This window comes from Pseudomonas arabinosi (assembly GCF_047758675.1).
GTDB lineage: Bacteria > Pseudomonadota > Gammaproteobacteria > Pseudomonadales > Pseudomonadaceae > Aquipseudomonas > Aquipseudomonas arabinosi.
In genome coordinates, this window is sequence record NZ_CP180480.1 from 868,395 (window position 1) to 891,123 (window position 22,729).

Below are 22,729 nucleotides of genomic sequence, written 5' to 3' on the forward strand. Positions count from 1 at the left end.
GACACTTGTGTTTCAAAGCGGTGTACCGAGCAAAACGTTGGAGGGTGCGAACTGCACCAGCACCGGTTTATCAGCGGCGAGGCCGAGGGTTCTCAAGTGCAGCGGTTCGGCCAGCGCGCAGAGTGTCTGGCCATTGGGCAGGCCGATGCGCACTTCGCTGGGGCCGTCCTCGGCGTCGAGAATTTCCTCGATGATGCCCTTCAGGCAATTATTGCCGGGTGTTGCCCCTTGATCGATGCCCAGCAACTCCAGCCAGCCGGCCTTGATCAGTGCGACCACTTCGGTACCGGTTTCGAGTTCCAGACGCAGGGTGCTGTCGTGAGTGATCTGCGCATCGATGCTCAAGCCTTCGGCCAGTTCAAGGCGAATCCGGTCGTTATGCCCTTGGTTATCAATCGCCACAACCTTGCCATGCAGTTGATTGCGCGCGCTGGTTCTGAGCATCAGTCGGCCGAGCAGGTCGAGATCGCTGGCATCTTCGGCGGCTTCCAGCACCTGAGCCTGTAAAGCTTGCAGCTTTTGATACAGGCGCAATACGCGCTCGCCTTCGCTGGAGAGTTTGGCGCCGCCGCCGCCCTTGCCGCCGACACTGCGCTCCACCAACGGTTTTTGCGCGAGGTTGTTCAACTCATCGATGGCGTCCCAGGCCGCTTTGTAGCTCAGCCCCGCGCTTTTCGCGGCACGGGTGATCGAGCCCTGTTCGGCGATGTGTTGCAGCAACGCGATGCGCTGTGGACGACGGACGATGTGCTGGGACAACAACGTAGGCAAGGACATGGCAAGACGCTTTGGGCTGTGACAATTAAGAAGACGTTGGCCGCTTGGGCTGCGGGAGTCAAGTCAGGCGGTAATCCCTGTGGGAGCGAGCCTGCTCGCGATGGCGGTCTGACATTCAGAATTAAAGTCGTCTGACACACTGCTATCGCGAGCAGGCTCGCTCCCACGCTGAATGCATTCAATCAGGCTACGTCACCCGGTTTGGGTGTGCGGGCCAGGCAGTAGACGTCAACCCGTGCCGCGCCGGCGTCCATCAACAGACGAGCCAATGCTTGCGCCGTGGCGCCGGTGGTCAACACATCGTCCACCAATGCTAAACGACGACCCTTGATGCACGCCTCGGGCGTCAGGGCGAAGGCGTTGCGCAGGTTCTTTTTGCGGGCCTCGGCATTCAGGTCCTGTTGGGCGCTGGTGTCCTGAGTCCTCAGCAACAGCGTTTCATCGCACGGAATGTCGAGGTTGGCGCTGAGCCAGCGGGCGAGCATTGCGGCCTGGTTGAAACCCCGTTGGCGCAGGCGCTTGGTGGCCAGTGGCACCGGGATGAGCGCGTCGGGTCGATTCAGGTCTTCATCGAAGCGATGTTGCAGGAACTGAGCGAGAAGCTCGGCAAGCAGGCGACCAAACGGCCACTTCGCAGAGTGTTTGAAGCGCGTGATCAGCGTGTCCACCGGAAAACTGTAAGTCCAGGGCGTAGCGACCCGTTCAAAGGCTGGCGGCTGTTTCAAACATTGGCCACAGGTCAGGCCAGCAGTGGGCAACGGCAGAGCGCAGGTTTGGCATTGATCGCCCAGCCAGGGCAACTCCGTTTCACAGGCCATGCAGAGGGGGGTGCATTCATCGGCGGGTTCTGAACAGAGCAAACAGAGTTGTTCGTTTTTTAACCAGATGTAAACCGGTCCTTCGTATCGTGGTTGACAGCGCATGAGTCTTCCTTAAATATGCCGAACATCCGTGTCGCGTCTGTGGGTATTCCATTCCCCAGTCGCTTGCCAAGCATAAAACAAAGGAAACGCCCATGAGCGCCAGCACCACTGCAACCCTGCGTCATGACTGGTCTTTGGCCGAAGTCAAAGCACTCTTCGTTCAGCCATTCAATGACCTGTTGTTCCAGGCGCAGACGGTGCACCGCGCGCATTTCGACGCCAACCGGGTCCAGGTGTCGACGCTGCTGTCGATCAAGACCGGTGCCTGCCCGGAAGATTGCAAATATTGTCCGCAGTCCGGTCACTACAACACCGGCCTGGAAAAAGAAAAACTGATGGAAGTGCAGAAGGTCCTCGAAGAGGCCGCTCGCGCCAAGGCCATCGGTTCGACCCGTTTCTGCATGGGCGCGGCGTGGAAACATCCATCGGCCAAAGACATGCCTTACGTGCTGGAAATGGTCAAAGGCGTGAAAGCCATGGGTCTGGAAACCTGCATGACCCTCGGCCGTCTCGATCAGGACCAGACCGTTGCGCTGGCCGACGCCGGCCTCGACTACTACAACCACAACCTCGATACCTCGCCGGAGTTCTACGGCAGCATCATCACCACCCGCACTTACGGCGAGCGCCTGCAGACCCTGGCCTACGTGCGTGAGTCGGGGATGAAGATCTGCTCCGGCGGCATCCTCGGCATGGGCGAGTCGCTTGATGACCGCGCCAATCTGCTGATCCAGCTGGCCAACCTGCCAGAGCACCCAGAGTCGGTGCCGATCAACATGCTGGTGAAAGTCGCCGGTACGCCGCTGGAAAATGCTGACGATATCGACCCGTTCGACTTCATCCGCATGCTCGCTGTCGCACGTATCCTGATGCCGCAATCCCACGTGCGCCTGTCCGCTGGCCGCGAAGCGATGAACGAGCAGATGCAGGCCCTGGCGTTCTTCGCCGGTGCCAACTCGATTTTCTACGGCGAAAAACTGCTGACCACCGCGAACCCGCAGGCCGACAAGGACATGCAACTGTTCTCGCGCCTGGGCATCCTGCCGGAAGCGCGCGAAGAGCACGCAGATGAAGTGCATCAAGCTGCAATCGAACAAGCGCTGGTTGAGCAGAAGAGCAGCGAGCAGTTCTATAACGCCGCTGTTTGAAGCCTCCACCGATTCCTCTGAAGGAATGCAAAACACTGTGGGAGCGAGCATGCTCGCGATAGCGATCTGTCAGTCGATATTTAAGTCGAATGTGTCGCCGCATTCGCGAGCAAGCTCGCTCCCACAGGTTCTGCGACATCGCTTCTGAATTCTGATCCACGAGGCCTGCATGTCTTTCGATCTCAGCGCGCGCCTTGCTGCCCGTCGTGCCGAAAATCTCTACCGCCAACGCCCATTGCTCGAAAGCCCCCAGGGCCCGGAAGTGGTGGTCGATGGTCGGCCGTTGCTGGCGTTCTGTAACAACGACTACCTGGGCCTGGCCAATCACCCGCAAGTGATCGAAGCCTGGCGCGCCGGTGCGACCCGTTGGGGCGTCGGCGGCGGGGCGTCGCATTTGGTTATCGGCCACAGCAGCCCACATCACGCGCTGGAAGAGGCCTTGGCCGATTTCACCGGTCGCCCGCGCGCGCTGTTGTTCACCACCGGTTACATGGCCAACCTCGGCGCGGTCACCGCGCTGATCGGGCAGGGCGATACGGTGCTGGAAGACCGGCTCAATCACGCGTCCCTGCTGGATGCGGGTCTGTTGTCCGGAGCGCGCTTCAATCGCTATCTGCACAACGACGCAGCGAGTCTGGCCAAGCGTCTTGAGAAGGCGACCGGCAATACTCTGGTGGTCACCGATGGTGTGTTCAGCATGGACGGCGACATTGCCGACCTGCCGGCGCTGGCTCGGGAAGCCAGGGCCAAAGGTGCCTGGTTGATGGTCGATGACGCTCACGGCTTTGGTCCGCTGGGCGCCACTGGTGGCGGGATCGTCGAGCATTTCGGCCTGAGCCAGGAAGACGTGCCGGTACTGGTCGGCACCCTCGGCAAGGCGTTCGGGACCGCCGGCGCTTTTGTGGCTGGCAGCGAAGAGCTGATCGAGAGCCTGATCCAGTTCGCCCGACCCTACATTTACACCACCAGCCAGCCGCCGGCGCTGGCCTGCGCGACGCTGAAAAGCCTCGAATTGCTGCGCACTGAACACTGGCGACGTGAGCATCTGAAGACGCTCATTGCCCAGTTCCGCCACGGTGCCGAACAAATCGGCCTGGAGTTGATGGACAGTTTCACACCGATCCAGCCGATCATGATCGGCGATGCCGGGCGCGCGGTTCGACTGTCGCAGATGCTGCGCGAACGCGGTCTGATGGTCACTGCGATCCGTCCACCGACCGTGCCCGCCGGCAGCGCCCGACTGCGAGTGACCCTGACCGCCGCGCACAGCGAGGCGCAGGTACAGCTATTGTTAAATGGACTGGCCGATTGTTTTCAACAACTGGGAACGGAGCCAAGCCATGCGTGATCGTCTGATTCTGCTGCCCGGCTGGGGTCTCGGCATTTCTCCCCTGGAGCCCTTGGCGGCAGCGTTACAAGGACTGGATGAACACTTGCGGGTCGAGATCGAACCGTTGCCGGAACTGGAATCGAGCGATCTTGAGGAGTGGCTCGATGAGCTGGATTCGACGGTGCCTCAGGACGCCTGGCTCGGCGGCTGGTCGCTCGGCGGCATGCTCGCTTCAGAGTTGGCAGCCCGGCGCGGTGATCGCTGCTGCGGCTTGCTGACCCTGGCGAGCAATCCTTCTTTTGTCGCCCATGAGCAATGGCCGAGCGCGATGCCTGCCGAGACCTTCGATGCGTTTCTGGCCGGCTGCAAGGCTGATCCGCGCATGACGTTGAAACGTTTCTCGCTGCTCTGCGCTCAGGGGGCCGAAGACCCGCGCGGGCTGTCTCGGCTGTTGCTCGGTGGCGCGCCACACACTTCGGCAGAGGTGCTGATGAGCGGCCTGGAGCTGCTCGCACAACTGGACACCCGACAGGCTTTGCAGGCGTTCCGCGGCCCGCAACTGCACTTGTTCGCCGGCCTCGATGGACTGGTTCCAGCCGAAGCGGCGGGCGACCTGCTGACATTGCTGCCGGATGTTGAAATTGGTCTGATCGAGCAGGCCAGTCACGCGTTTCTTCTGGAAGACCCTCACGGTGTGGCGGGGGCAATTCAGGCCTTTTTGCATGAGTCCGGTGATGACTGATCTATCCCTTCCCAACCTGCCCGGCGGCTTGCCCGACAAACGCCAGGTGGCGGCATCTTTTTCCCGTGCGGCGGCCAGCTACGACAGCGTGGCCGAATTGCAGCGCGACGTTGGCAGTGAGTTGTCGAGTCGTTTGCCAGAGGACTTTGTGCCGGGTGTCTGGCTGGACCTGGGCTGCGGCACCGGGCATTTCAGTCGTGCATTGGGCGAGCGATTTCCCGCCAGTCACGGGCTGGCACTGGACATCGCCGAAGGCATGCTCAATCACGCCAGGCCGTTGGGTGGCGCAACGCATTTCATCGCCGGCGATGCAGAGCGGTTGCCCTTGCAGGATTCGACCTGCGATCTGATCTTCTCCAGCCTGGCGGTGCAGTGGTGTGCGGACTTCGCTTCGGTGCTCAGTGAGGCCCATCGCGTATTGAAACCTGGCGGCATTTTCGCGTTTGCTAGTCTGTGCGTGGGCACACTGTTAGAGCTGCGTGACAGCTGGCGTCAGGTGGATGGCAGGGTGCACGTCAACCGCTTCCGCGAGTTCGGGGTTTATCAACAGCTTTGCGCGGACAGTGGGTTGAGCGTCGTGAGTCTGGAAACCCGACCGCACGTGTTGCATTACCCGGATGTGCGCAGCCTGACCCATGAACTCAAGGCACTGGGTGCGCACAATTTGAACCCCGGTCGGCCGGGTGGTTTGACCGGCAGGGCGCGGATCCTCGGAATGATCGAGGCGTATGAGCAATTTCGTCAGGCCCAAGGCCTGCCGGCGACTTATCAAGTGGTCTACGCCGTGTTGGAGAAACCCTTATGAGCGCAGCCTATTTCATCACTGGCACTGACACCGATGTCGGCAAGACCACCATTGCAGCGGGTTTGTTGCACGCTGCGCGGTCGGCCGGTTTGAGCACGGCGGCGGGCAAGCCGGTCGCCTCCGGCTGCGATGTGACGCCCAAGGGCTTGCGCAATGCCGATGCGTTGGCGTTGCTGGCGGAATGTTCAGTGCCTTTGACTTATGCACAGGTCAACCCTATGGCGTTCGAACCGCCGATCGCACCGCATCTGGCAGCGCGGGAGGCCGGCGTGGCATTGACGGTGCAATCACTGTTGACGCCCATGCTGGAAATTCTCGATATGCAAGCGGACTTCACCTTGATCGAAGGTGCTGGAGGCTGGCGAGTGCCTTTGGCGGATCAGGACAATCTTTCGGACCTGGCGATGGCGCTGGATCTGCCGGTGATCCTGGTGGTGGGCGTGCGCCTGGGTTGTATCAACCATGCGCTGTTGACGGCTGAGGCGATTGCTCAGGACGGTTTGCAGTTGGCGGGGTGGGTGGCCAATATCATCGATCCAAAGACTTCGCGTCTGGAAGAAAATCTCGCGACACTTGCTGAGCGGATCCCGGCACCGTGCCTTGGGCGAGTGCCGAAACTCAAGTTGGTGACGGCTGAAGCGGTGGCGGAGCATCTGCAACTGGACTTACTGGACTGAGTTTTCTAACAGGGGTTTTAACTATGACAAGGCAGTGTGCCATTAGTGTTTTTGTCGGGCCTTTTGACGGTGGGTCTGGTTCAATGGCCGCAGTTGATCCTTTGTAGGACGAGTTCTCCCATGGAAATCTCAGGAAACACCGCTTTTTATGCCGGTCTGAGCACTATTCAGACAGGGCAGAACCGTGTCGATCAAGCCTCTGGCCAGATCGCCAACACGACGATCGAGCGTTCGGTCACCAGCCAGTCTTCCGAGGCTCAGGTTGATCGCCTGCGCTCGGTGGATCTCAGTCAGCAGTCGGATCTGGCCAGTAATATGGTCGAGATGTCCCAGGGGAAATTTCAGGTTGAACTGGGTGTCAAAGTCGCCAAGGCATCCGACGAAGTGCTCGGTACGTTGATCGATACTTTCGCCTGATCGCTTGGCTTAGCGACAAACCAATATTCTTTTAATGCGTACGCTCAATGGCTTGTGACCATTGAACGCATTTGTGTGGCTAATAAATCAGAATCAGGCCCCCAGACGGCCCGATACTCTTGGAAAGCGAGGCCCAATGGTAGTGGCCCCGGAACTGCCCGGAATAACAACTCGCCCTCCCGGTTGTATCGTCACATCGGTACAGTCACCGAAACTATAGTCGCTCCTAAAACTCTCTATTTCTCCGTTTTCGCTAACCCGTTCGTAAAATTCCCTGGTCGTGCCTTCGATGTTGCTTCTGCCCACGACCACAATTTTGCTGTCTGGTTGGATCGCAAGGGAGTGGAGGGACACATTGTCGTCAGGCATCACAAGAGGATTTCCCTTGTTGAAATGTTCATCAATCCTGCCGTCAGATTCGAGCCTGGCAAGTAACCCGTTTTGCAGGCCGTCAGGGTCGTATGTTGAGCCGGCGAGGATGATCTTGTCGTCATTCTGGATGGCAACTCCGGCGACAATATCGGGCCAGAGAAGCCCCTCAACCTGTGACTTTTTCCCTTTCTCGCCGGGCACCACAACATCGGCATAACCTGCTAGGCCAAAGGTATTGTCCAGAATGCCCTCAGCCGTGTAGCGAGCCACGGTCCGTGTTCTCTGTGGTTCACCTTTATATCTCCAACTGCCCGCCACGATAATGCTGCCATTACGTTGGATCTGGACGTGACAGGCATAGCTATCGTGCTCATGGAACTTGATATCGATGAACCCGCGGCCTTCGCCAAACAGCTTGTCAGGCTCGCCATCAGCTTGCAGACAAAACAGCCTGCTCAAAGGGCGCCCTGATTGAAGTTCGTAACTCGCTGCTATGAGTGTTTTTTGGCCTTTTTGCAGGCAGCCATCTACGAATTTGTACCTGATTCTACCGGGTGTCGCATCTTCTGGCCCTGTTGTAATGACTCTGCGACCAAACACCAGGTCGGGACTACCGCTGGAGTTAAAGCGAGTGACGGCGGGCCTCATTACTCCGGCTTTTAACGAGTCACCGATAACCAGGATTTTTCCATCTTCTTGCAGCAGAACGCGCATCGGTGCGGATTGATCGCCATCTTCGAAGTTCCTGGTCGTTTCCCCGAACGAGTCATCTTTAGCGCCGTCGACAAGGTAGCGCGATAGCCGAAAACGGTCGCCGATCTGTGAGGCAAGAATCAGTTTGCCGTCCTGATCAGAGGTGATTGAGTTTGCGGTGCCTCTTTCGCTGATCTCGATGCGGCCATCGATTGCGAAGGTACGGTCGAGATCGCCGGGTGTGCGAGGTTGACTGTTGTCACTTGGCTTCACTTCCATATCGTTTCTCCTGCGGCAAATATTCCCCCAGACCGCAGTAGCCCGAAGATGCGTCCGCTATAGTCAGTACACAGCTTTTGCACCGAGTCCGAACCTGTGAGAACTGACAGTTCGTCATTCTTTAGAAGCCAATAAACTTGCTTCAAGGGCCAGTGGCCGGGAGTTTCCATAGTCGACAGCCTCGCGCATGACGAACGGCAAAAGATCGGCGCTTGACAAGATTTGGGCGTAAACGTATGTTTCAAACAACTGTTTGACCGCCACAACAAATCAACGCGGTCGTTCATTCCCGGTTACATCAGCAGAGGTTTATCGCTATGCCTGACTACAAGGCCCCCTTGCGTGATATTCGCTTCGTTCGTGACGAACTGCTCGGCTACGAAGCGCACTATCAGAGCCTTCCGGCTTGCCAGGACGCAACTCCAGACATGGTTGACGCCATTCTCGAAGAAGGCGCCAAGTTTTGTGAGCAGGTGCTGGCTCCGCTGAACCGCGTGGGTGACACCGAAGGCTGCACCTGGAGCGAGTCCGGCGTTAAAACACCGACGGGCTTCAAAGAAGCCTACAAACAATTCGTCGAAGGCGGCTGGCCAAGCCTGGCTCATGACGTAGAGCACGGCGGCCAAGGCCTGCCGGAATCTCTGGGTCTGGCCGTCAGCGAAATGGTTGGCGAAGCCAACTGGTCGTGGGGCATGTACCCAGGCCTGTCACATGGCGCGATGAACACCATTTCCGAGCACGGCACGCCTGAGCAGCAAGAGGCTTACCTGACCAAACTGGTTTCTGGCGAATGGACCGGCACCATGTGCCTGACCGAACCGCACTGCGGCACCGACCTGGGCATGCTGCGCACCAAGGCCGAACCTCAGGCCGACGGTTCCTACAAAGTCTCCGGCACCAAAATCTTCATCTCGGCCGGTGAACACGACATGGCCGACAACATCGTCCACATCGTGCTGGCACGTCTGCCGGATGCGCCGGCGGGCACCAAAGGCATTTCGCTGTTCATCGTTCCCAAGTTCATGCCGAACGAAGACGGTTCGGTCGGCGCACGCAACGCTGTGACCTGTGGTTCCCTGGAACACAAGATGGGCATCCACGGTAACGCCACCTGCGTAATGAACTTCGACGCGGCCACCGGTTACCTGATCGGCCCGGCGAACAAAGGCCTGAACTGCATGTTCACCTTCATGAACACCGCACGTCTGGGCACTGCGTTGCAAGGCCTGGCCCACGCCGAGATCGGCTTCCAGGGCGGACTGAAATACGCTCGTGATCGTCTGCAAATGCGCTCCCTGACTGGCCCGAAAGCGCCGGAAAAAGCCGCTGACCCGATCATCGTTCACCCCGATGTACGTCGCATGCTGTTGACTATGAAGGCTTTCGCCGAAGGCAACCGTGCGATGGTTTACTTCACGGCCAAGCAAGTCGACATCGTCAAGTACGGCGTGGACGAAGAAGAGAAGAAGAAAGCCGACGCACTGCTGGCCTTCATGACTCCGATCGCTAAAGCCTTCATGACTGAAGTCGGTTTCGAATCTGCTAACCACGGCGTGCAAATCTACGGCGGCCACGGCTTCATCGCCGAGTGGGGCATGGAGCAGAACGTTCGCGACAGCCGCATTTCGATGCTGTACGAAGGCACCACCGGTATCCAGGCACTCGACTTGCTGGGCCGTAAAGTGCTGATGACTCAAGGCGAAGCCCTGAAAAGCTTCACCAAGATCGTCCACAAGTTCTGCCAGACCAACGAAGGCAACGAAGCGGTCAAAGAGTTCGTCGAGCCATTGGCTGCGCTGAACAAAGAGTGGGGCGAGCTGACCATGAAGGTCGGTATGGCTGCCATGAAAGACCGCGAAGAAGTCGGCGCAGCGTCGGTGGATTACCTGATGTACTCCGGTTACGCCTGCCTGGCTTACTTCTGGGCTGACATGGCGCGTCTGGCTGCCGAGAAATTGGCTGCCGGCACCACCGAAACGGCGTTCTACACCGCCAAGCTGCAGACTGCGCGCTTCTACTTCCAGCGCATCCTGCCGCGTACCCGCACTCACGTTGTCACCATGCTGTCGGGCGCTAGCAACCTGATGGACATGAAAGAAGAAGACTTCGCGCTGGGTTACTAAGTCCCACGCTGTCGCTTCATAAAGCCGCTGCTTCCTCGGGAGCAGCGGCTTTTTTGTGTGCGATATCTACGCGTAAATATTCCTGACTAAAACGTTAAGAAGAATGCCTTTGCTGCCGTTAAAGAGGGTGGCGATGTGACATGTCGCCCGAGGAAAAGGCACAATGCCATCCTTGTTTGCCGGGTCGGAGCTTTACCCTTGCCGCGTTCTTCCGCTGTACGTTTCAGCCATTTCCTGCCGTCATTACTGCTTTTGCTCGCGGGGCTGGCGGCTGCGTACGTGAAGGATCTGAACGTCTTTTTCACCTCACTGTTCAACGTGCTGCCAACCCTGGTGTTGTTGCTCGGCGGTGCTTACTGTGCGGTTTACCGACGTCAGCGTGAGCTGTTTCTGATGGTCACTGTGTACATCGCCTACTTCCTGCTCGACACCCAGACCGACTATTACCGCGACAACGGCAAGGTTCGAGAAGACGCCGCAGTGGTCTTCCATCTGTGCTGCCTGTTGCTGCCGTTGCTCTATGGCTTGTTCGCCGGCTGGCAGGAGCGCACCCACCTGTTCCAGGACATGGTGGCGCGCTTCGCCGTGTTGCTGGCCTTCGGTAGCGTGGCGTTGGGGTTGGAACAAAGTTACCCGCAGGCGCTGTTGATGTGGTTGTCGGAGATCCGTTGGCCAGCCTTGCATGGTGCCTGGATGAGCCTGATCCAGTTGTCTTATCCCGTGTTCATCGCCTCGTTTGTGTTACTGGCCTGGCAATACTGGCGTAACCCGAGACCCTTGCATGCCGCCCAACTGGTGGGCCTGCTCGGGTTGTTCTGGATGTTGCCGAAAACCTTCATCCTGCCGTTCACCCTGAACATCATGTGCAGTCAGGTGATGTTGATGATTGCCGCAGCGGTCGCCCATGAGGCCTATCAAATGGCCTTCCGCGACGAACTTACCGGCCTGCCGGGGCGCCGCGCCTTGAACGAGCGGATGCAGCGATTGGGGCGCAATTACGTGCTGGCGATGAGCGACGTCGATCACTTCAAGAAATTCAATGACACCCACGGTCACGATGTCGGCGATCAGGTATTGCGACTTGTCGCCAGCAAGCTGTCGAAAATCGGCGGAGGCGGTAGGGCGTATCGCTACGGCGGTGAAGAATTCGCCCTGGTGTTCGCAGGCAAGACCCTCGAAGAGTGCATGCCGCACCTGGAAGTCATCCGCGAATCCATCGCCACTTACAACATTCAACTGCGCAATCAGGACAGCCGTCCTCAGGACGACCAGCAAGGTCGTCAACGTCGCGCAGGCTCGGGCGCCTCAAGTGTGTCGGTCACCGTCAGCATCGGCGTGGCCGAGCGACTGGAGCAGCGTACCCCCGAGAAAGTGCTCAAGTCCGCGGACGAGGCGCTCTACAGTGCCAAGGGAGCGGGGCGAAACTGTGTGGTGGCGTTCGGTCAAAACCGTCGTGGCGCGGTGCGAATGGACGCCGCTACTGATTGAGTGATGATGGCGCATTCAGCGTCTGGACTGTGATTGTGAGGCCGGTTGCGCGGCAGTAGGTTTGGGGAATCTGCTGCCGGAGAAATGACCATGCCTGAGTACAAAGCTCCCCTGCGCGACATGCGCTTTCTGATCGACCACGTCTTCGATTTTCACAGCAACTACGCCGCGCTGGGCGCCACCGATGCCAGCCCGGACATGATCAATGCGATCCTCGAAGAAGGTGCAAAGTTCTGTGAGAACGTTCTCGCACCGCTGAACCGCAGCGGCGACGAAGAAGGCTGCCATTTCGACAATGGCGTGGTGACTACGCCTACAGGCTTCAAGCAGGCCTTCGCACAATACGTTGAAGGTGGCTGGCACGGTCTGGCAGCTGATCCGGTTTACGGTGGCCAGGGTTTGCCGAGCTCACTGAGGCTGGTGATCAGCGAAATGGTCGGCTCCAGCAACACCTCCTGGGGCATGTACCCCGGTCTGACTCACGGTGCAATGTCGGCGATCCACGCCCATGGCACTGAAGAACAGAAGCAGACTTACCTGAGCAAACTCACCGCAGGCCAATGGACCGGCACCATGTGCCTGACCGAAGCCCATTGCGGCACTGACCTGGGCATCATCAAAACCCGCGCCGTGCCTGCGGCTGACGGTAGCTATTCGATCTCCGGCAGCAAGATTTTCATCTCTGCCGGCGAGCACGATATGAGTGAAAACATCATTCACCTGGTGCTGGCGAAACTGCCGGACGCTCCGGCAGGCACCAAGGGCATTTCGCTGTTTATCGTTCCTAAATTCCTACCCAATGACGAGGGTGAGGCGGGAGAACGTAATGGCGTTTCCTGTGGCTCGATCGAACACAAAATGGGCATCAAGGCCTCGGCCACCTGCGTGCTGAACTTCGACGATGCCAAGGGCTTCTTGATCGGTGAGCCGAACAAGGGCCTGAACTGCATGTTCACCATGATGAACCACGCGCGGCTCGGCACCGGCATGCAGGGTTTGTGTCTGGGGGAGGCGAGCTTTCAAGGCGCAATCAAGTACGCCAATGATCGTCTGCAGATGCGCGCGCTGACCGGCCCGAAAGCGCCGGACAAACCAGCCGATCCGATCATTGTTCATCCTGACGTGCGCAGGATGTTACTGACCATGAAGGCCTTCAACGAAGGCAATCGGGCGCTGACTTACTTCACTGCGCAGTTGCTGGACGTGGCACATCTGAGTACGGATGAGACGGCGCGTCAGGATGCCGAAGACCTGCTGGCGTTCCTCACGCCGATCTGCAAAGCCTTCATGACCGATACCGGACTGGAAGTCACCAACCACGGCATGCAGGTGTTCGGTGGTCACGGATTCATCCGCGAATGGGGCATGGAGCAGTTGGTTCGTGACTGCCGCATCGCTCCGATCTACGAAGGCACCAACGGCATTCAGGCGCTGGACTTGCTTGGAAGAAAAGTCCTCGGCAGCCAAGGGAAATTGCTGCGAGGGTTCACCAAAATCGTTCACAAGTTCTGTGCGGCAAACGCCGGACATCCGCAACTCGCCAGCTACGTGGCGCATCTCAACGAGCTGAATCAGCAGTGGGGAGAGGTGACCACCAAGGTCGGCATGGCCGCGATGAAAAATCCGGATGAAGTCGGCGCGGCTTCGGTGGATTACCTGATGTACAGCGGTTACATCATCCTCGGCTATCTGTGGCTGCGCATGGCGCTGGTCGCTCAGGCGCAGCTCGATTCGGGCAGCGGCGATGCCGATTACTGCCAGGCAAAACTGGCAACCAGCGAGTTTTACTTCAAGCGTTTGCTGCCACGCACGGCGGCTCATCGGGCGGCCATCGAGGCGGGCAGCGATTGTCTGATGAACCTGCCTGCGGAGTTATTCGCACTATAGTGTTTCAAGCCGACGTAAAAGAGCCCGCCTGGTTGCGGGCTTCTTTAATGGTTCGTTCTTTAGTGACTAAAAATAACAAAACGGTCATGATCTGACCCTATGTGTCGTAAAAGTTGTTGGGTTACACTCGAACTCAACGAAAGCACCACTCCTACGAATCACCTGTTTAGATCTTGCGAGGTTTGCCATGGCTGACTACAAAGCGCCCCTGCGCGATATGCGCTTCGTCCTCAATGAAGTTTTCGAGGTCGCCAAACTCTGGGCCGAGCTGCCTGCGCTGGCCGAGACTGTCGACGCTGAAACGGTCGAAGCCATTCTCGAAGAAGCCGGCAAGGTCACCAGCAAAAGTATCGCGCCGCTGAGCCGTGCGGCTGATGAAGAAGGTTGCCATTGGGCGGACGGTGCCGTCACCACGCCGGCAGGTTTCCCACAGGCTTATCAGACTTATGCGCAAGGCGGTTGGGTCGGTGTCGGTGGCGATCCGACCTACGGCGGCATGGGCATGCCCAAGGCTGTGTCGGCTCAGGTCGAAGAAATGGTCAACTCCGCCAGCCTGTCGTTCGGTCTGTACCCGATGCTGACCGCGGGCGCCTGCCTGTCGATCAACGCCCACGCCAGCGAAGCGCTGAAAGCCGCCTACCTGCCGAACATGTACGCCGGCGTCTGGGCCGGCTCCATGTGCCTGACCGAGCCACACGCCGGGACTGACCTGGGGATCATCCGCACCAAGGCCGAGCCTCAGGCCGACGGGTCCTACAAAGTCAGCGGCACCAAGATCTTCATCACCGGCGGTGAGCACGACCTGACCGAGAACATCATTCATTTGGTACTGGCCAAACTGCCGGACGCACCGGCGGGGCCGAAAGGCATTTCGCTGTTCCTGGTGCCGAAGTTCATGGTCAATGCCGACGGCAGCCTCGGCGCGCGCAACCCGGCGACCTGCGGTTCGATCGAACACAAGATGGGCATCCAGGCGTCCGCGACCTGTGTGATGAACTTCGACGAGGCCGTGGGTTATCTGGTCGGCGAGCCGAACAAAGGCCTGGCGGCGATGTTCACCATGATGAACTACGAGCGTCTGGGGGTCGGTATCCAGGGCCTGGCCACCGGCGAGCGCTCTTACCAGAACGCCGTCGAATACGCCCGCGACCGTCTGCAAAGCCGTTCGCCGACCGGTGCGCAGAACAAGGACAAGGTCGCTGACCCGATCATCGTCCACCCGGACGTGCGTCGCATGCTGCTGACCATGAAAGCCTCGAACGAAGGCGGTCGTGCCTTCTCGACGTATGTGGCCATGCAACTCGACACCGCCAAGTTCAGCGAAGACGCCACCACCCGCAAACGCGCGGAAGATTTGGTGGCCTTGCTGACCCCGGTGGCCAAGGCGTTCCTGACCGACCTGGGTCTGGAAACCACGATTCACGGCCAGCAGGTGTTCGGTGGCCACGGTTACATCCGCGAGTGGGGCCAGGAGCAATTGGTCCGCGATGTGCGCATCACCCAGATCTACGAAGGCACCAACGGCATTCAGGCGCTGGACTTGGTCGGGCGCAAGATCGTCGGCACTGGCGGGGCGTTCTACAACCTGTTTGCCGACGAGATCCGTCATTTCACCGCGACTGCCAGTGCTGATCTGGCCGAGTTCACCAAGCCGCTGAACGATGCGGTAACTACCCTCGACGAACTGACCGCGTGGCTGCTCGATCGGGCGAAAAGCAACCCGAACGAAATCGGCGCTGCCTCGGTCGAGTATCTGCAAGCATTCGGTTACGTGTCGTATGCGTACATGTGGGCACTGATGGCCAAGGCGGCTTTTGGCAAAGAAGCGCAGGACGATTTCTACGCGAGCAAGTTGGGCACGGCGCGCTTCTATTTCGCCCGTCTGCTGCCGCGCATTCACTCGTTGAGCGCGTCGGTGAAGGCCGGTAGCGAGTCCTTGTTCCTGCTGGACGCAGGACAGTTCTGACAATGTAACGCTATGTAAGCATTCTCTTACATGACGTGCTGCTCATCTCCCATAGATGAAGATTGGATCCACAGCTAATCTACTTCACATGGACGTCGCGCAGGAAGCGCAAAGCAACAACACGGACACGTAGGATTCTGCCAGGACGGCGGAGTGAAATGGATGTCAGGGAAACAGTCTGCAAAGCCCCGCTTCGGCGGGGTTTTCTTTTGCCTGCAGAAAAGTGCTCAGTTCATCTCATCCAGTGTTGCCGGGCTGCTCAAACGCCCACCCGAGCCATTCATCACTTCTTCCAGCAACGTACGCAATAAAGCCAGCGAGGCCTGTTGTCTCTGCACATCCCGACACACCAATCCAACTTTCAGCGGCACCCTCGGCTCGCTCAATGGTTTCCACAACAGTTCCTTGTTGCCGTGTGCCTGTTGCGAGCGTCCGGGCAGCACCGTCGCCAGTCGCGTGTGCGGCAAACTGTCGAGAATCCCCGCCATGTTGTTCAGTTCTGCCTGTACCTGCGGACGTCGTCCCAGATTGGCCAGTTGTGCCTGCCAGATCTGCCGTACTTGAAACTCTTCACCCAGTAGCAACATTGGCAATTCGGCGGCCTGCCTCATCGAGACCTTCTTGAATTCCCGCAACGGGTGATCCGCCGGGATGACCAGGGTGAGCTCGTCTTCGTACAGCATCACGCCGTGCAATCCCGGCTGACGAGGTGGCAGATAGCTGATACCGATGTCCAGAGAACCGTTGAGCAAGCGCCGTTCGATTTCCAGCCCTGTCAGTTCATAAATCTGCACCACCAAATGCGGCTGCGCCTTGCGCACGCGTTCGAGCATCTGCGGCACCAGGCTGGTGTGGACAGTTTGCAATACGCCGATGGCCAACGTGCGCAGTGCCTGGCCCTTGAAGTTGCCTAAGGCTTCCCGTGCCCGCTGCAATCCATCCAGCAAGGGCAGGGCGTGGTTGTACAAAGTATGAGCAGCCAGGGTGGGCAGCAGACGTTTGCTGCTGCGTTCGAACAAGCTCACATCGAGGTTTTGTTCGAGGTGGCGGATCTGCTGGGACAGCGCCGGTTGGGAGATTGAAAGCCGCTCGGCAGCCCGGCCCACATGACCTTCTTCGTAGACCGCGACGAAATAACGCAGTTGCTTTAAATCCATAAGTAATGCTTATCGAAAATGCTGGGAAATCGAAATGGCTCAAGGCCTTGGCTGAGCCTAGTCTAACCGCATTCACAAGGCTTACAGGGCCACAGAGCGCGATGAATACCGTTTGCTTCGATGGTGTTTACATAGGTAAGGCAAAAAACCTCGCACGAGGTTTGATCAGATGAATTTATTCAACTTACGGCGCAATCCTCCCAGTCTTGATGACTTGGCCGTAGACGCTTTTTTGCCGTCCAAAGACGACGATCTTTCCAGCGAGTGCCTGATGCCCAGTGTCGAGCGACCGAAACAGATATTCGTGCGCGGCCAGGGTTCGTGGTTGTGGGACAGCGATGACCGCGCGTATCTGGATTTCTCACAGGGTGGCGGGGCCAATAGCCTCGGACACAGCCCTTCGGTACTGGTCAACGCCATTGCGACGCAAGCTCAGTCGCTGATCAATCCCGGTTTCGGCCTGCATAACCGCGGCATGCTCAATCTTGCTGAGCGCCTCTGCTCCAGCACCGGCAGTGATCAGGCGTACCTGCTCAACAGTGGCAGCGAAGCCTGTGAAGCCGCGATCAAACTGGCGCGCAAATGGGGCCAACGGCATCGCGGCGGGGCTTCGCGGATCATCGTTGCCAGAAACGGCTGCCATGGTCGTAGTCTGGGGACGATTTCGGCATCGGACAGTTCGAATCTGACTAACCGATTCGAGCCGTTGCTTCCGGGCTTCAGTCACGTGCCGTTCAATGATCTTTCGGCCTTGCATGCGGCCGTCGACGCCCAGACCGTGGCGATCATGCTCGAACCGATCCAGAGCGAAGCCGGGGTAATACCGGCCACCGAGCATTACCTCAAAGGGGTCGAGCGCCTGTGCCGTGAGCTGGGCATTCTGCTGATCTTTGACGAAGTGCAAACCGGTATCGGCCGTTGTGGCACTTTGCTCGCCGAACAATCCTACGACGTGCGGGCAGATATCGTCGTTCTCGGCAAAGGGCTGGGCGGTGGCGTGCCATTGGCAGCGTTGCTGGCGCGGGGCAAGGCCTGCTGTTTCGACATCGGCGAAGTGACAGGCACTCATCATGGCAATGCGCTGATGACGGCGGCCGGTCTAGCGGTACTCGACAGCGTGCAGGACAAGGGTTTTCTCGATCATGTCGGGGAAATCGGTCAGCACCTGTGCGAAGGGCTGCAGTGTTTGTCCCATCGCTATGGTCACGGCGAGTTGCGCGGGCTAGGACTGTTCTGGGGTCTTACCTTGTCCGACGAATCGGCTGACGCCGTCGTCAAAGCGGCGTTGTACGAAGGCTTGCTGCTCAACGCTCCGCAACCCGATTGCCTGCGCTTTACCCCGGCCCTGACCGTCAGCAAAACCAACATCGACGAAATGCTCCTGCGCCTGGCCCGCGCCTTCTCCCGCGTGCGCACTGCGCAACTGCAGTGCCGTAAAGGGATTGCCGTCTGATCAGACCCGCCCTACACGAATTCCCGAACCGTCTCGCGGTATAACGCATCGCCCCACGCCTGATTCTTTTGGCGTGGGGCGTTTTTTTGTCTCTGCGTTTCGCCGGAAAGGTTTCACTCTCGGACGTGATGGCACTGAACCCTGACGAACGGCAAAGGTCGATTAGCTGTAGGCTCACACGAGCCAACTTTAATCAGGAGCTGACCCCATGGACTTTATTCGCATCATCATCGCCATTCTGTTGCCGCCACTGGGTGTGTTTCTGCAAGTCGGTTTCGCCGGGGCGTTCTGGCTGAATATTCTGTTGACGCTGTGCGGTTACATCCCCGGGATCGTGCATGCGGTGTACATCATCGCCAAGCGCTGAAATCATCGGCGTCAGGTAGATCGCTTTCGCGAGCAAGCCCGCTCCCACATTCGACCGTATTCCCCTGGGAGGACTCGGTCAGTGTGGGAGCGGGCTTGCTCGCGAAAGGGGCACCGCAATTTCCGCACTCAGCGCGATCTTCAGCCCGCCAATTCCACCACCCTTCCATAAAACAACCACTCCTGTTCCAGCGCATGGGCCTGATTGCCGGCCTTGCGAAAGCCATGGCGTTCGTCGGCGTAGTAATGCGCTTCAACCAGAATGCCGTTGTCCTGTAACGCCGTGACCATGTCGCGGGTCTGTTGCGGCACCACCACGGCGTCCAGTTCACCCTGGAAGAAAATCACCGGAACACGGATGTTGCCCGCGTGCAGCAACGGCGTTCGAGCGGTGTAGCGTTCGGCATCCTGTACCGGATCACCAATCAGCCAATCCAGATAATCACCTTCGAATTTGTGGGTCGTCCGTCCCAGCGCCACAGGATCGCTGACGCCATACAGGCTGGCGCCGGCGCGGAAGACTGTGTGAAAGGCCAGCGCGCACAGTGTGGTGTAGCCGCCAGCACTGCCGCCGCGAATAAACGCCTTGTTGCCGTCGATCAGTCCGCGATCGGCGAGATGAGCGACGACGGCGCAGGCGTCCTCCACGTCCACTTCGCCCCAGCTCAAATGCAGCGCTTGTCGATAGGCCCGGCCGTAGCCACTGCTGCCGCGGTAGTTGAGGTCGGCCACGGCGAAGCCGCGTTGCGCCCAGTACTGGATACGCGGATCGAGCATCGGGTAGCAGGCCGACGTCGGGCCGCCGTGGATGAATACCACCAAAGGCGGTTTCGCATCACCGGTCATCGCTGGATAGAAGAAGCCGTGTGCCTCGCCCGAACCGCTCGGGTAGCGCAGGGTTTGCGGGACGCTGATCTGCTCGGCGGGCAACGGTGCAATACCGCCAGCCAGTGTTTTGACCTGCCGGGTCTGGCGGTCGATGGCAATGACTGCCGACGAACTGACTGGCGAAGCAGCGATGCAGTAAATGAACTGCTCATCCCGTGCGAGAGAACGGAAGCGGCTGTAATCGCCGGTGAAATCTTCACGGGCACCACCACAAAGACCCAGTTTGCCAAACCCGTCTTCGGTCCAGCTCGCCAGATAGCGGCCTTCGCTCAGCGGCAACCAGGTGCAGCCACCCAGCTGCCACGGCGCTGGCCCATGATCCGCTGCGGCACTCGGCAGCGGACTCAGACCGTCTGCCGATTCCACCCAAGGCTGCCAGTAGCCGCCGCGATCAGTCAGGCAAAACAGACGGCCGCTGGTATCGAATCTCGGTTGTTGCAGCGACTCCTCAGCGTCTTCGCCCGCCACGCAACGCGGCGGAGCAAAACGGCCGTCGTTCTGGCGTTCGGCAACCATCAGGCGGGTCGCGGTCCATGGCTGATCCGGGCGGCTCCACTCGATCCACGCCAGTCGTTGTGCGTCGGGACTCAACGTCGGCGCGGCGTAGAAGTCGGCGCCTTCGGCCAGCAGATGACGTACCCCGTCAACCAGATCGATAGCCACCAGACGATGCCGATCGCGGTTTTCTTCAACCGCCAATACCTGCCCGTTAGCGAACTGTAGATCGCCGTATCGGCATTCGCCTGAGCTCAGTAACTCAGGTGTCTCACCGGCCAGCGACTGCCGATACAGCTGTTGGTCCGCTTCGTTGACGAACACTGTCCCGTCATCGGTCAGACAGAACGCGCCGCCGCCATATTCGTACACCCGACTGCGCACACTGAAGCCCGCAGGCGTCAGGCAATGCGCCTGGCCGTCACGCCAATGCCAGATTCGGCAGGCGGCATCCTCGGGACGGTACTCGTTCCAGAACAAGCCGTGGCGGCCGACCTGCAACTCGGCGAAGTCGATGCCGGCCGCGACGGCCCTGGCAGCGCTGAAGGGTTCAGCTTTTAGCGATGAGTCGTGAATTTCGTTCATTGCGAAAGGCCAGTTGTTCAATGGTCTGGGTCGCGTGTTCGGCTTCTTCGCGAGCCTTGAGGATCACGCCGTGATGTTCCGATTTGCTGCACACCGGGTCGGCGTTGCTCGCGTCCCCCGTGAGCATGAATGCCTGGCAGCGACAGCCGCCGAAGTCTTTTTCTTTCTCGTCGCAGGAACGGCACGGCTCGGGCATCCAGTCGTAACCGCGAAAGCGGTTGAAGCCGAATGAGTCGTACCAGATGTGCTGCATGCTGTGGTCGCGCACGTTGGGAAACTGCACCGGCATCTGTCGGGCGCCGTGACAGGGCAGGGCGGTTCCGTCCGGCGTGACTGTCAGAAAAATACTGCCCCAGCCATTCATGCAGGCTTTCGGGCGCTCTTCGTAATAGTCCGGGGTGACGAAAATCAGCTTGCACGGATGCCCTTCGGCTTCGAGCTTGGCGCGGTATTCGTTGGTGATGCGTTCGGCGCGGACCAGTTGTTCCTTGGTCGGCAACAGACCGACCCGATTGAGCTGCGCCCAACCGTAGAACTGGCACGTGGCGAGTTCCACAAAGTCCGCCTCAAGGGCGATGCACAGCTCGATGATCCGGTCGATCTTGTCGATGTTGTGCCGATGGGTCACGAAGTTCAGCACCATCGGATAGCCGTGTGCTTTCACCGCGCGGGCCATTTCCAGCTTCTGGGCGAAGGCTTTTTTCGAGCCGGCCAGCAAGTTGTTCACTTGCTCGTCGCTGGCCTGAAAGCTGATCTGAATGTGGTCCAGGCCGGCCTTCTTGAAGTCGCTGATTTTCTGCTCGGTCAGGCCGATGCCGGAGGTGATCAGGTTGGTGTAGAAACCCAGCTTGCGCGCCTCGGTAATCAGCTCGGCGAGGTCCTGGCGCACCAGCGGTTCGCCGCCGGAAAAGCCCAACTGCGCCGCGCCCATCTCCCTCGCTTCGCGGAACACTTTGATCCACTGCTCGGTACTCAGCTCTTTGCCTTGCTCGGCGAAGTCCAGCGGGTTGGAGCAGTACGGGCATTGCAGCGGGCAGCGATAGGTCAGCTCGGCCAGCAGCCATAGCGGCAGGCCGATTTCCGGTTTGGGCGGTAACTTGTCTGACGCGCAATCAGGCAAGTTCGATCCAGTGCTGAGCACGGGCGACCTCCATGAATTGCTCGATGTCGTCACCGAGCTCGGGCACGCCGGGGAACTGTGCGTCCAGTTCGGCGATGATCGTTGCGACGTCACGCTCGCCATCGATCAAACCGCCGATCAGTGCGGCGCTTTCGTTGAGTTTGATCATGCCTTCCGGGTAGAGCAGCACATGACCTTTCTGCGCCGGTTCGTACTGGTAGCGGTAGCCCTGACGCCAGGTCGGGGTCCTGCTGCGATCAAAACTCATAAGGTGATTCCTTTATGCCAGACCCGTTGCTCGGTCACGCTGTGATACGGCGGGCGTTTCAGTTCGTAGGCCATGCTCATGGCATCGAGCATGCTCCAAAGAATGTCCAGTTTGAACTGGAGAATTTCCAGCATGCGCTCTTGGCCGGCCCGCGTCGTGTAGTGCTGCAAAGTGATCGCCAAGCCGTGTTCCACGTCGCGACGCGCCTGACCCAGACGCGTGCGGAAATACTCGTAACCAGCCGGATCGATCCACGGGTAATGCTGCGGCCAGCTGTCCAGCCGCGACTGGTGGATCTGCGGCGCAAACAGTTCGGTCAGCGAACTGCTGGCGGCTTCCTGCCAACTGGCACGGCGGGCGAAGTTGACGTAGGCATCGACGGCAAAACGCACGCCGGGTAGCACCAATTCCTGCGAGCGCAGCTGCTCCGGATCGAGGCCGACGGCCTGGCCCAGGCGCAGCCAGGCTTCGATGCCACCGTCTTCACCAGGGGCGCCGTCGTGGTCGAGCAAGCGCTGAATCCACTCACGACGAATCTCGCGGTCCGGGCAGTTGGCGAGGATTGCGGCGTCCTTGAGCGGGATGTTCACTTGATAATAGAAACGGTTGGCCACCCAGCCCTGGATCTGTTCGCGCGTTGCCCGGCCTTCATACATCGCCACGTGGTATGGGTGATGGATGTGGTAGTAGGCGCCCTTGGCGCGCAGGGCTGCTTCGAACTCGGCGGGGGACATTGCTGTGTCAGTCATTTCGGTTCTCCGGGAACAACC

20 protein-coding genes are annotated in these 22,729 nt (G+C 59.2%); 12 read left to right on the forward strand and 8 right to left on the reverse strand.

Annotated elements, in window-relative coordinates; translation table 11 throughout:
- Positions 1-12: 12 nt before the first annotated feature.
- Both ACMXYJ_RS03955 and ACMXYJ_RS03960 read right to left on the reverse strand, forming a co-directional pair.
- Positions 13-777, reverse strand: coding sequence for a TOBE domain-containing protein (locus tag ACMXYJ_RS03955; RefSeq protein ID WP_415758854.1), 765 nt, complete (start codon positions 775-777; stop codon positions 13-15).
- A gap of 182 nt (positions 778-959) precedes the next feature.
- On the reverse strand, positions 960-1,700 hold the full coding sequence (locus ACMXYJ_RS03960; RefSeq protein WP_415758855.1) for a ComF family protein: 741 nt from the start codon (positions 1,698-1,700) through the stop codon (positions 960-962).
- Between the two features lie 92 nt (positions 1,701-1,792).
- Between ACMXYJ_RS03960 and bioB the strand changes: the two genes are divergently transcribed.
- From bioB to ACMXYJ_RS03990, 6 genes are all read left to right on the forward strand, one after another.
- Positions 1,793-2,848, forward strand: coding sequence for a biotin synthase BioB (gene bioB / locus ACMXYJ_RS03965; RefSeq protein WP_415758856.1), 1,056 nt, complete (start codon positions 1,793-1,795; stop codon positions 2,846-2,848).
- A gap of 169 nt (positions 2,849-3,017) precedes the next feature.
- Positions 3,018-4,196 carry an 8-amino-7-oxononanoate synthase gene (gene bioF, locus ACMXYJ_RS03970; protein ID WP_415758857.1) on the forward strand — a complete coding sequence of 393 codons (1,179 nt, stop codon included), beginning with the start codon at positions 3,018-3,020 and terminating at the stop codon, positions 4,194-4,196.
- Complete coding sequence (locus ACMXYJ_RS03975) at positions 4,189-4,920, forward strand: alpha/beta fold hydrolase (RefSeq protein ID WP_415758858.1); 732 nt, start codon at positions 4,189-4,191, stop codon at positions 4,918-4,920. The genes bioF and ACMXYJ_RS03975 overlap by 8 nt, the downstream gene beginning before the upstream one ends.
- The gene (gene bioC, locus ACMXYJ_RS03980) at positions 4,913-5,725 is read left to right on the forward strand and encodes a malonyl-ACP O-methyltransferase BioC (protein WP_415758859.1); all 813 of its coding nucleotides are present in this window, start codon (positions 4,913-4,915) and stop codon (positions 5,723-5,725) included. The genes ACMXYJ_RS03975 and bioC overlap by 8 nt, the downstream gene beginning before the upstream one ends.
- A complete protein-coding gene (gene bioD, locus ACMXYJ_RS03985; protein ID WP_415758860.1) occupies positions 5,722-6,402 on the forward strand; it encodes a dethiobiotin synthase in 681 nt (226 codons plus the stop codon). Before bioC ends, bioD begins: the two co-directional genes overlap by 4 nt.
- A gap of 120 nt (positions 6,403-6,522) precedes the next feature.
- The gene (locus tag ACMXYJ_RS03990; protein WP_403140664.1) at positions 6,523-6,819 is read left to right on the forward strand and encodes a pyrroloquinoline quinone biosynthesis protein PqqE; all 297 of its coding nucleotides are present in this window, start codon (positions 6,523-6,525) and stop codon (positions 6,817-6,819) included.
- Between the two features lie 93 nt (positions 6,820-6,912).
- Here the strand turns inward: ACMXYJ_RS03990 and ACMXYJ_RS03995 are convergent, their stop codons facing one another.
- Positions 6,913-8,163, reverse strand: a complete 1,251-nt coding sequence (locus ACMXYJ_RS03995; protein ID WP_415758861.1) for a hypothetical protein — start codon at positions 8,161-8,163, stop codon at positions 6,913-6,915.
- Between the two features lie 317 nt (positions 8,164-8,480).
- Here ACMXYJ_RS03995 and ACMXYJ_RS04000 point away from each other — a divergent pair, with 317 nt between their 5' ends.
- The 4 genes from ACMXYJ_RS04000 (at position 8,481) to ACMXYJ_RS04015 (ending at position 15,627) form a co-directional block, all read left to right on the forward strand.
- A complete protein-coding gene (locus tag ACMXYJ_RS04000; protein ID WP_415758862.1) occupies positions 8,481-10,286 on the forward strand; it encodes a phenylacyl-CoA dehydrogenase in 1,806 nt (601 codons plus the stop codon).
- A 198-nt stretch (positions 10,287-10,484) separates the two neighbouring features.
- Complete coding sequence (locus ACMXYJ_RS04005; RefSeq protein ID WP_046045348.1) at positions 10,485-11,774, forward strand: GGDEF domain-containing protein; 1,290 nt, start codon at positions 10,485-10,487, stop codon at positions 11,772-11,774.
- A gap of 90 nt (positions 11,775-11,864) precedes the next feature.
- Positions 11,865-13,661, forward strand: a complete 1,797-nt coding sequence (locus ACMXYJ_RS04010) for an acyl-CoA dehydrogenase C-terminal domain-containing protein (protein WP_415758863.1) — start codon at positions 11,865-11,867, stop codon at positions 13,659-13,661.
- Positions 13,662-13,848: 187 nt separating this feature from the next.
- Positions 13,849-15,627, forward strand: a complete 1,779-nt coding sequence (locus ACMXYJ_RS04015) for an acyl-CoA dehydrogenase C-terminal domain-containing protein (RefSeq protein WP_415758864.1) — start codon at positions 13,849-13,851, stop codon at positions 15,625-15,627.
- Positions 15,628-15,854: 227 nt separating this feature from the next.
- On the opposite strand, the gene ACMXYJ_RS04020 is transcribed toward ACMXYJ_RS04015, so the two are convergent.
- The gene (locus ACMXYJ_RS04020; protein WP_415758865.1) at positions 15,855-16,784 is read right to left on the reverse strand and encodes a LysR family transcriptional regulator; all 930 of its coding nucleotides are present in this window, start codon (positions 16,782-16,784) and stop codon (positions 15,855-15,857) included.
- A gap of 169 nt (positions 16,785-16,953) precedes the next feature.
- Here ACMXYJ_RS04020 and ACMXYJ_RS04025 point away from each other — a divergent pair, with 169 nt between their 5' ends.
- Positions 16,954-18,237 (forward strand): aspartate aminotransferase family protein, encoded by a 1,284-nt coding sequence (locus ACMXYJ_RS04025; RefSeq protein WP_415758866.1) that lies wholly within the window; start codon positions 16,954-16,956, stop codon positions 18,235-18,237.
- A 208-nt stretch (positions 18,238-18,445) separates the two neighbouring features.
- Complete coding sequence (locus ACMXYJ_RS04030; protein WP_007904205.1) at positions 18,446-18,604, forward strand: YqaE/Pmp3 family membrane protein; 159 nt, start codon at positions 18,446-18,448, stop codon at positions 18,602-18,604.
- 140 nt (positions 18,605-18,744) lie between these two features.
- On the opposite strand, the gene ACMXYJ_RS04035 is transcribed toward ACMXYJ_RS04030, so the two are convergent.
- The 4 genes from ACMXYJ_RS04035 to pqqC are packed head-to-tail and all read right to left on the reverse strand — an operon-like array spanning position 18,745 to position 22,708.
- On the reverse strand, positions 18,745-20,571 hold the full coding sequence (locus ACMXYJ_RS04035; protein WP_415758867.1) for an alpha/beta hydrolase family protein: 1,827 nt from the start codon (positions 20,569-20,571) through the stop codon (positions 18,745-18,747).
- The gene (gene pqqE / locus ACMXYJ_RS04040) at positions 20,537-21,691 is read right to left on the reverse strand and encodes a pyrroloquinoline quinone biosynthesis protein PqqE (protein WP_176471511.1); all 1,155 of its coding nucleotides are present in this window, start codon (positions 21,689-21,691) and stop codon (positions 20,537-20,539) included. The genes ACMXYJ_RS04035 and pqqE overlap by 35 nt, the downstream gene beginning before the upstream one ends.
- Entirely contained in the window at positions 21,684-21,959 is a 276-nt protein-coding gene (gene pqqD, locus ACMXYJ_RS04045) for a pyrroloquinoline quinone biosynthesis peptide chaperone PqqD (RefSeq protein WP_415758868.1), read from the reverse strand. Before pqqD ends, pqqE begins: the two co-directional genes overlap by 8 nt.
- Positions 21,956-22,708 (reverse strand): pyrroloquinoline-quinone synthase PqqC, encoded by a 753-nt coding sequence (gene pqqC / locus ACMXYJ_RS04050; RefSeq protein ID WP_415758869.1) that lies wholly within the window; start codon positions 22,706-22,708, stop codon positions 21,956-21,958. Before pqqC ends, pqqD begins: the two co-directional genes overlap by 4 nt.
- Positions 22,709-22,729 lie beyond the last annotated feature (21 nt).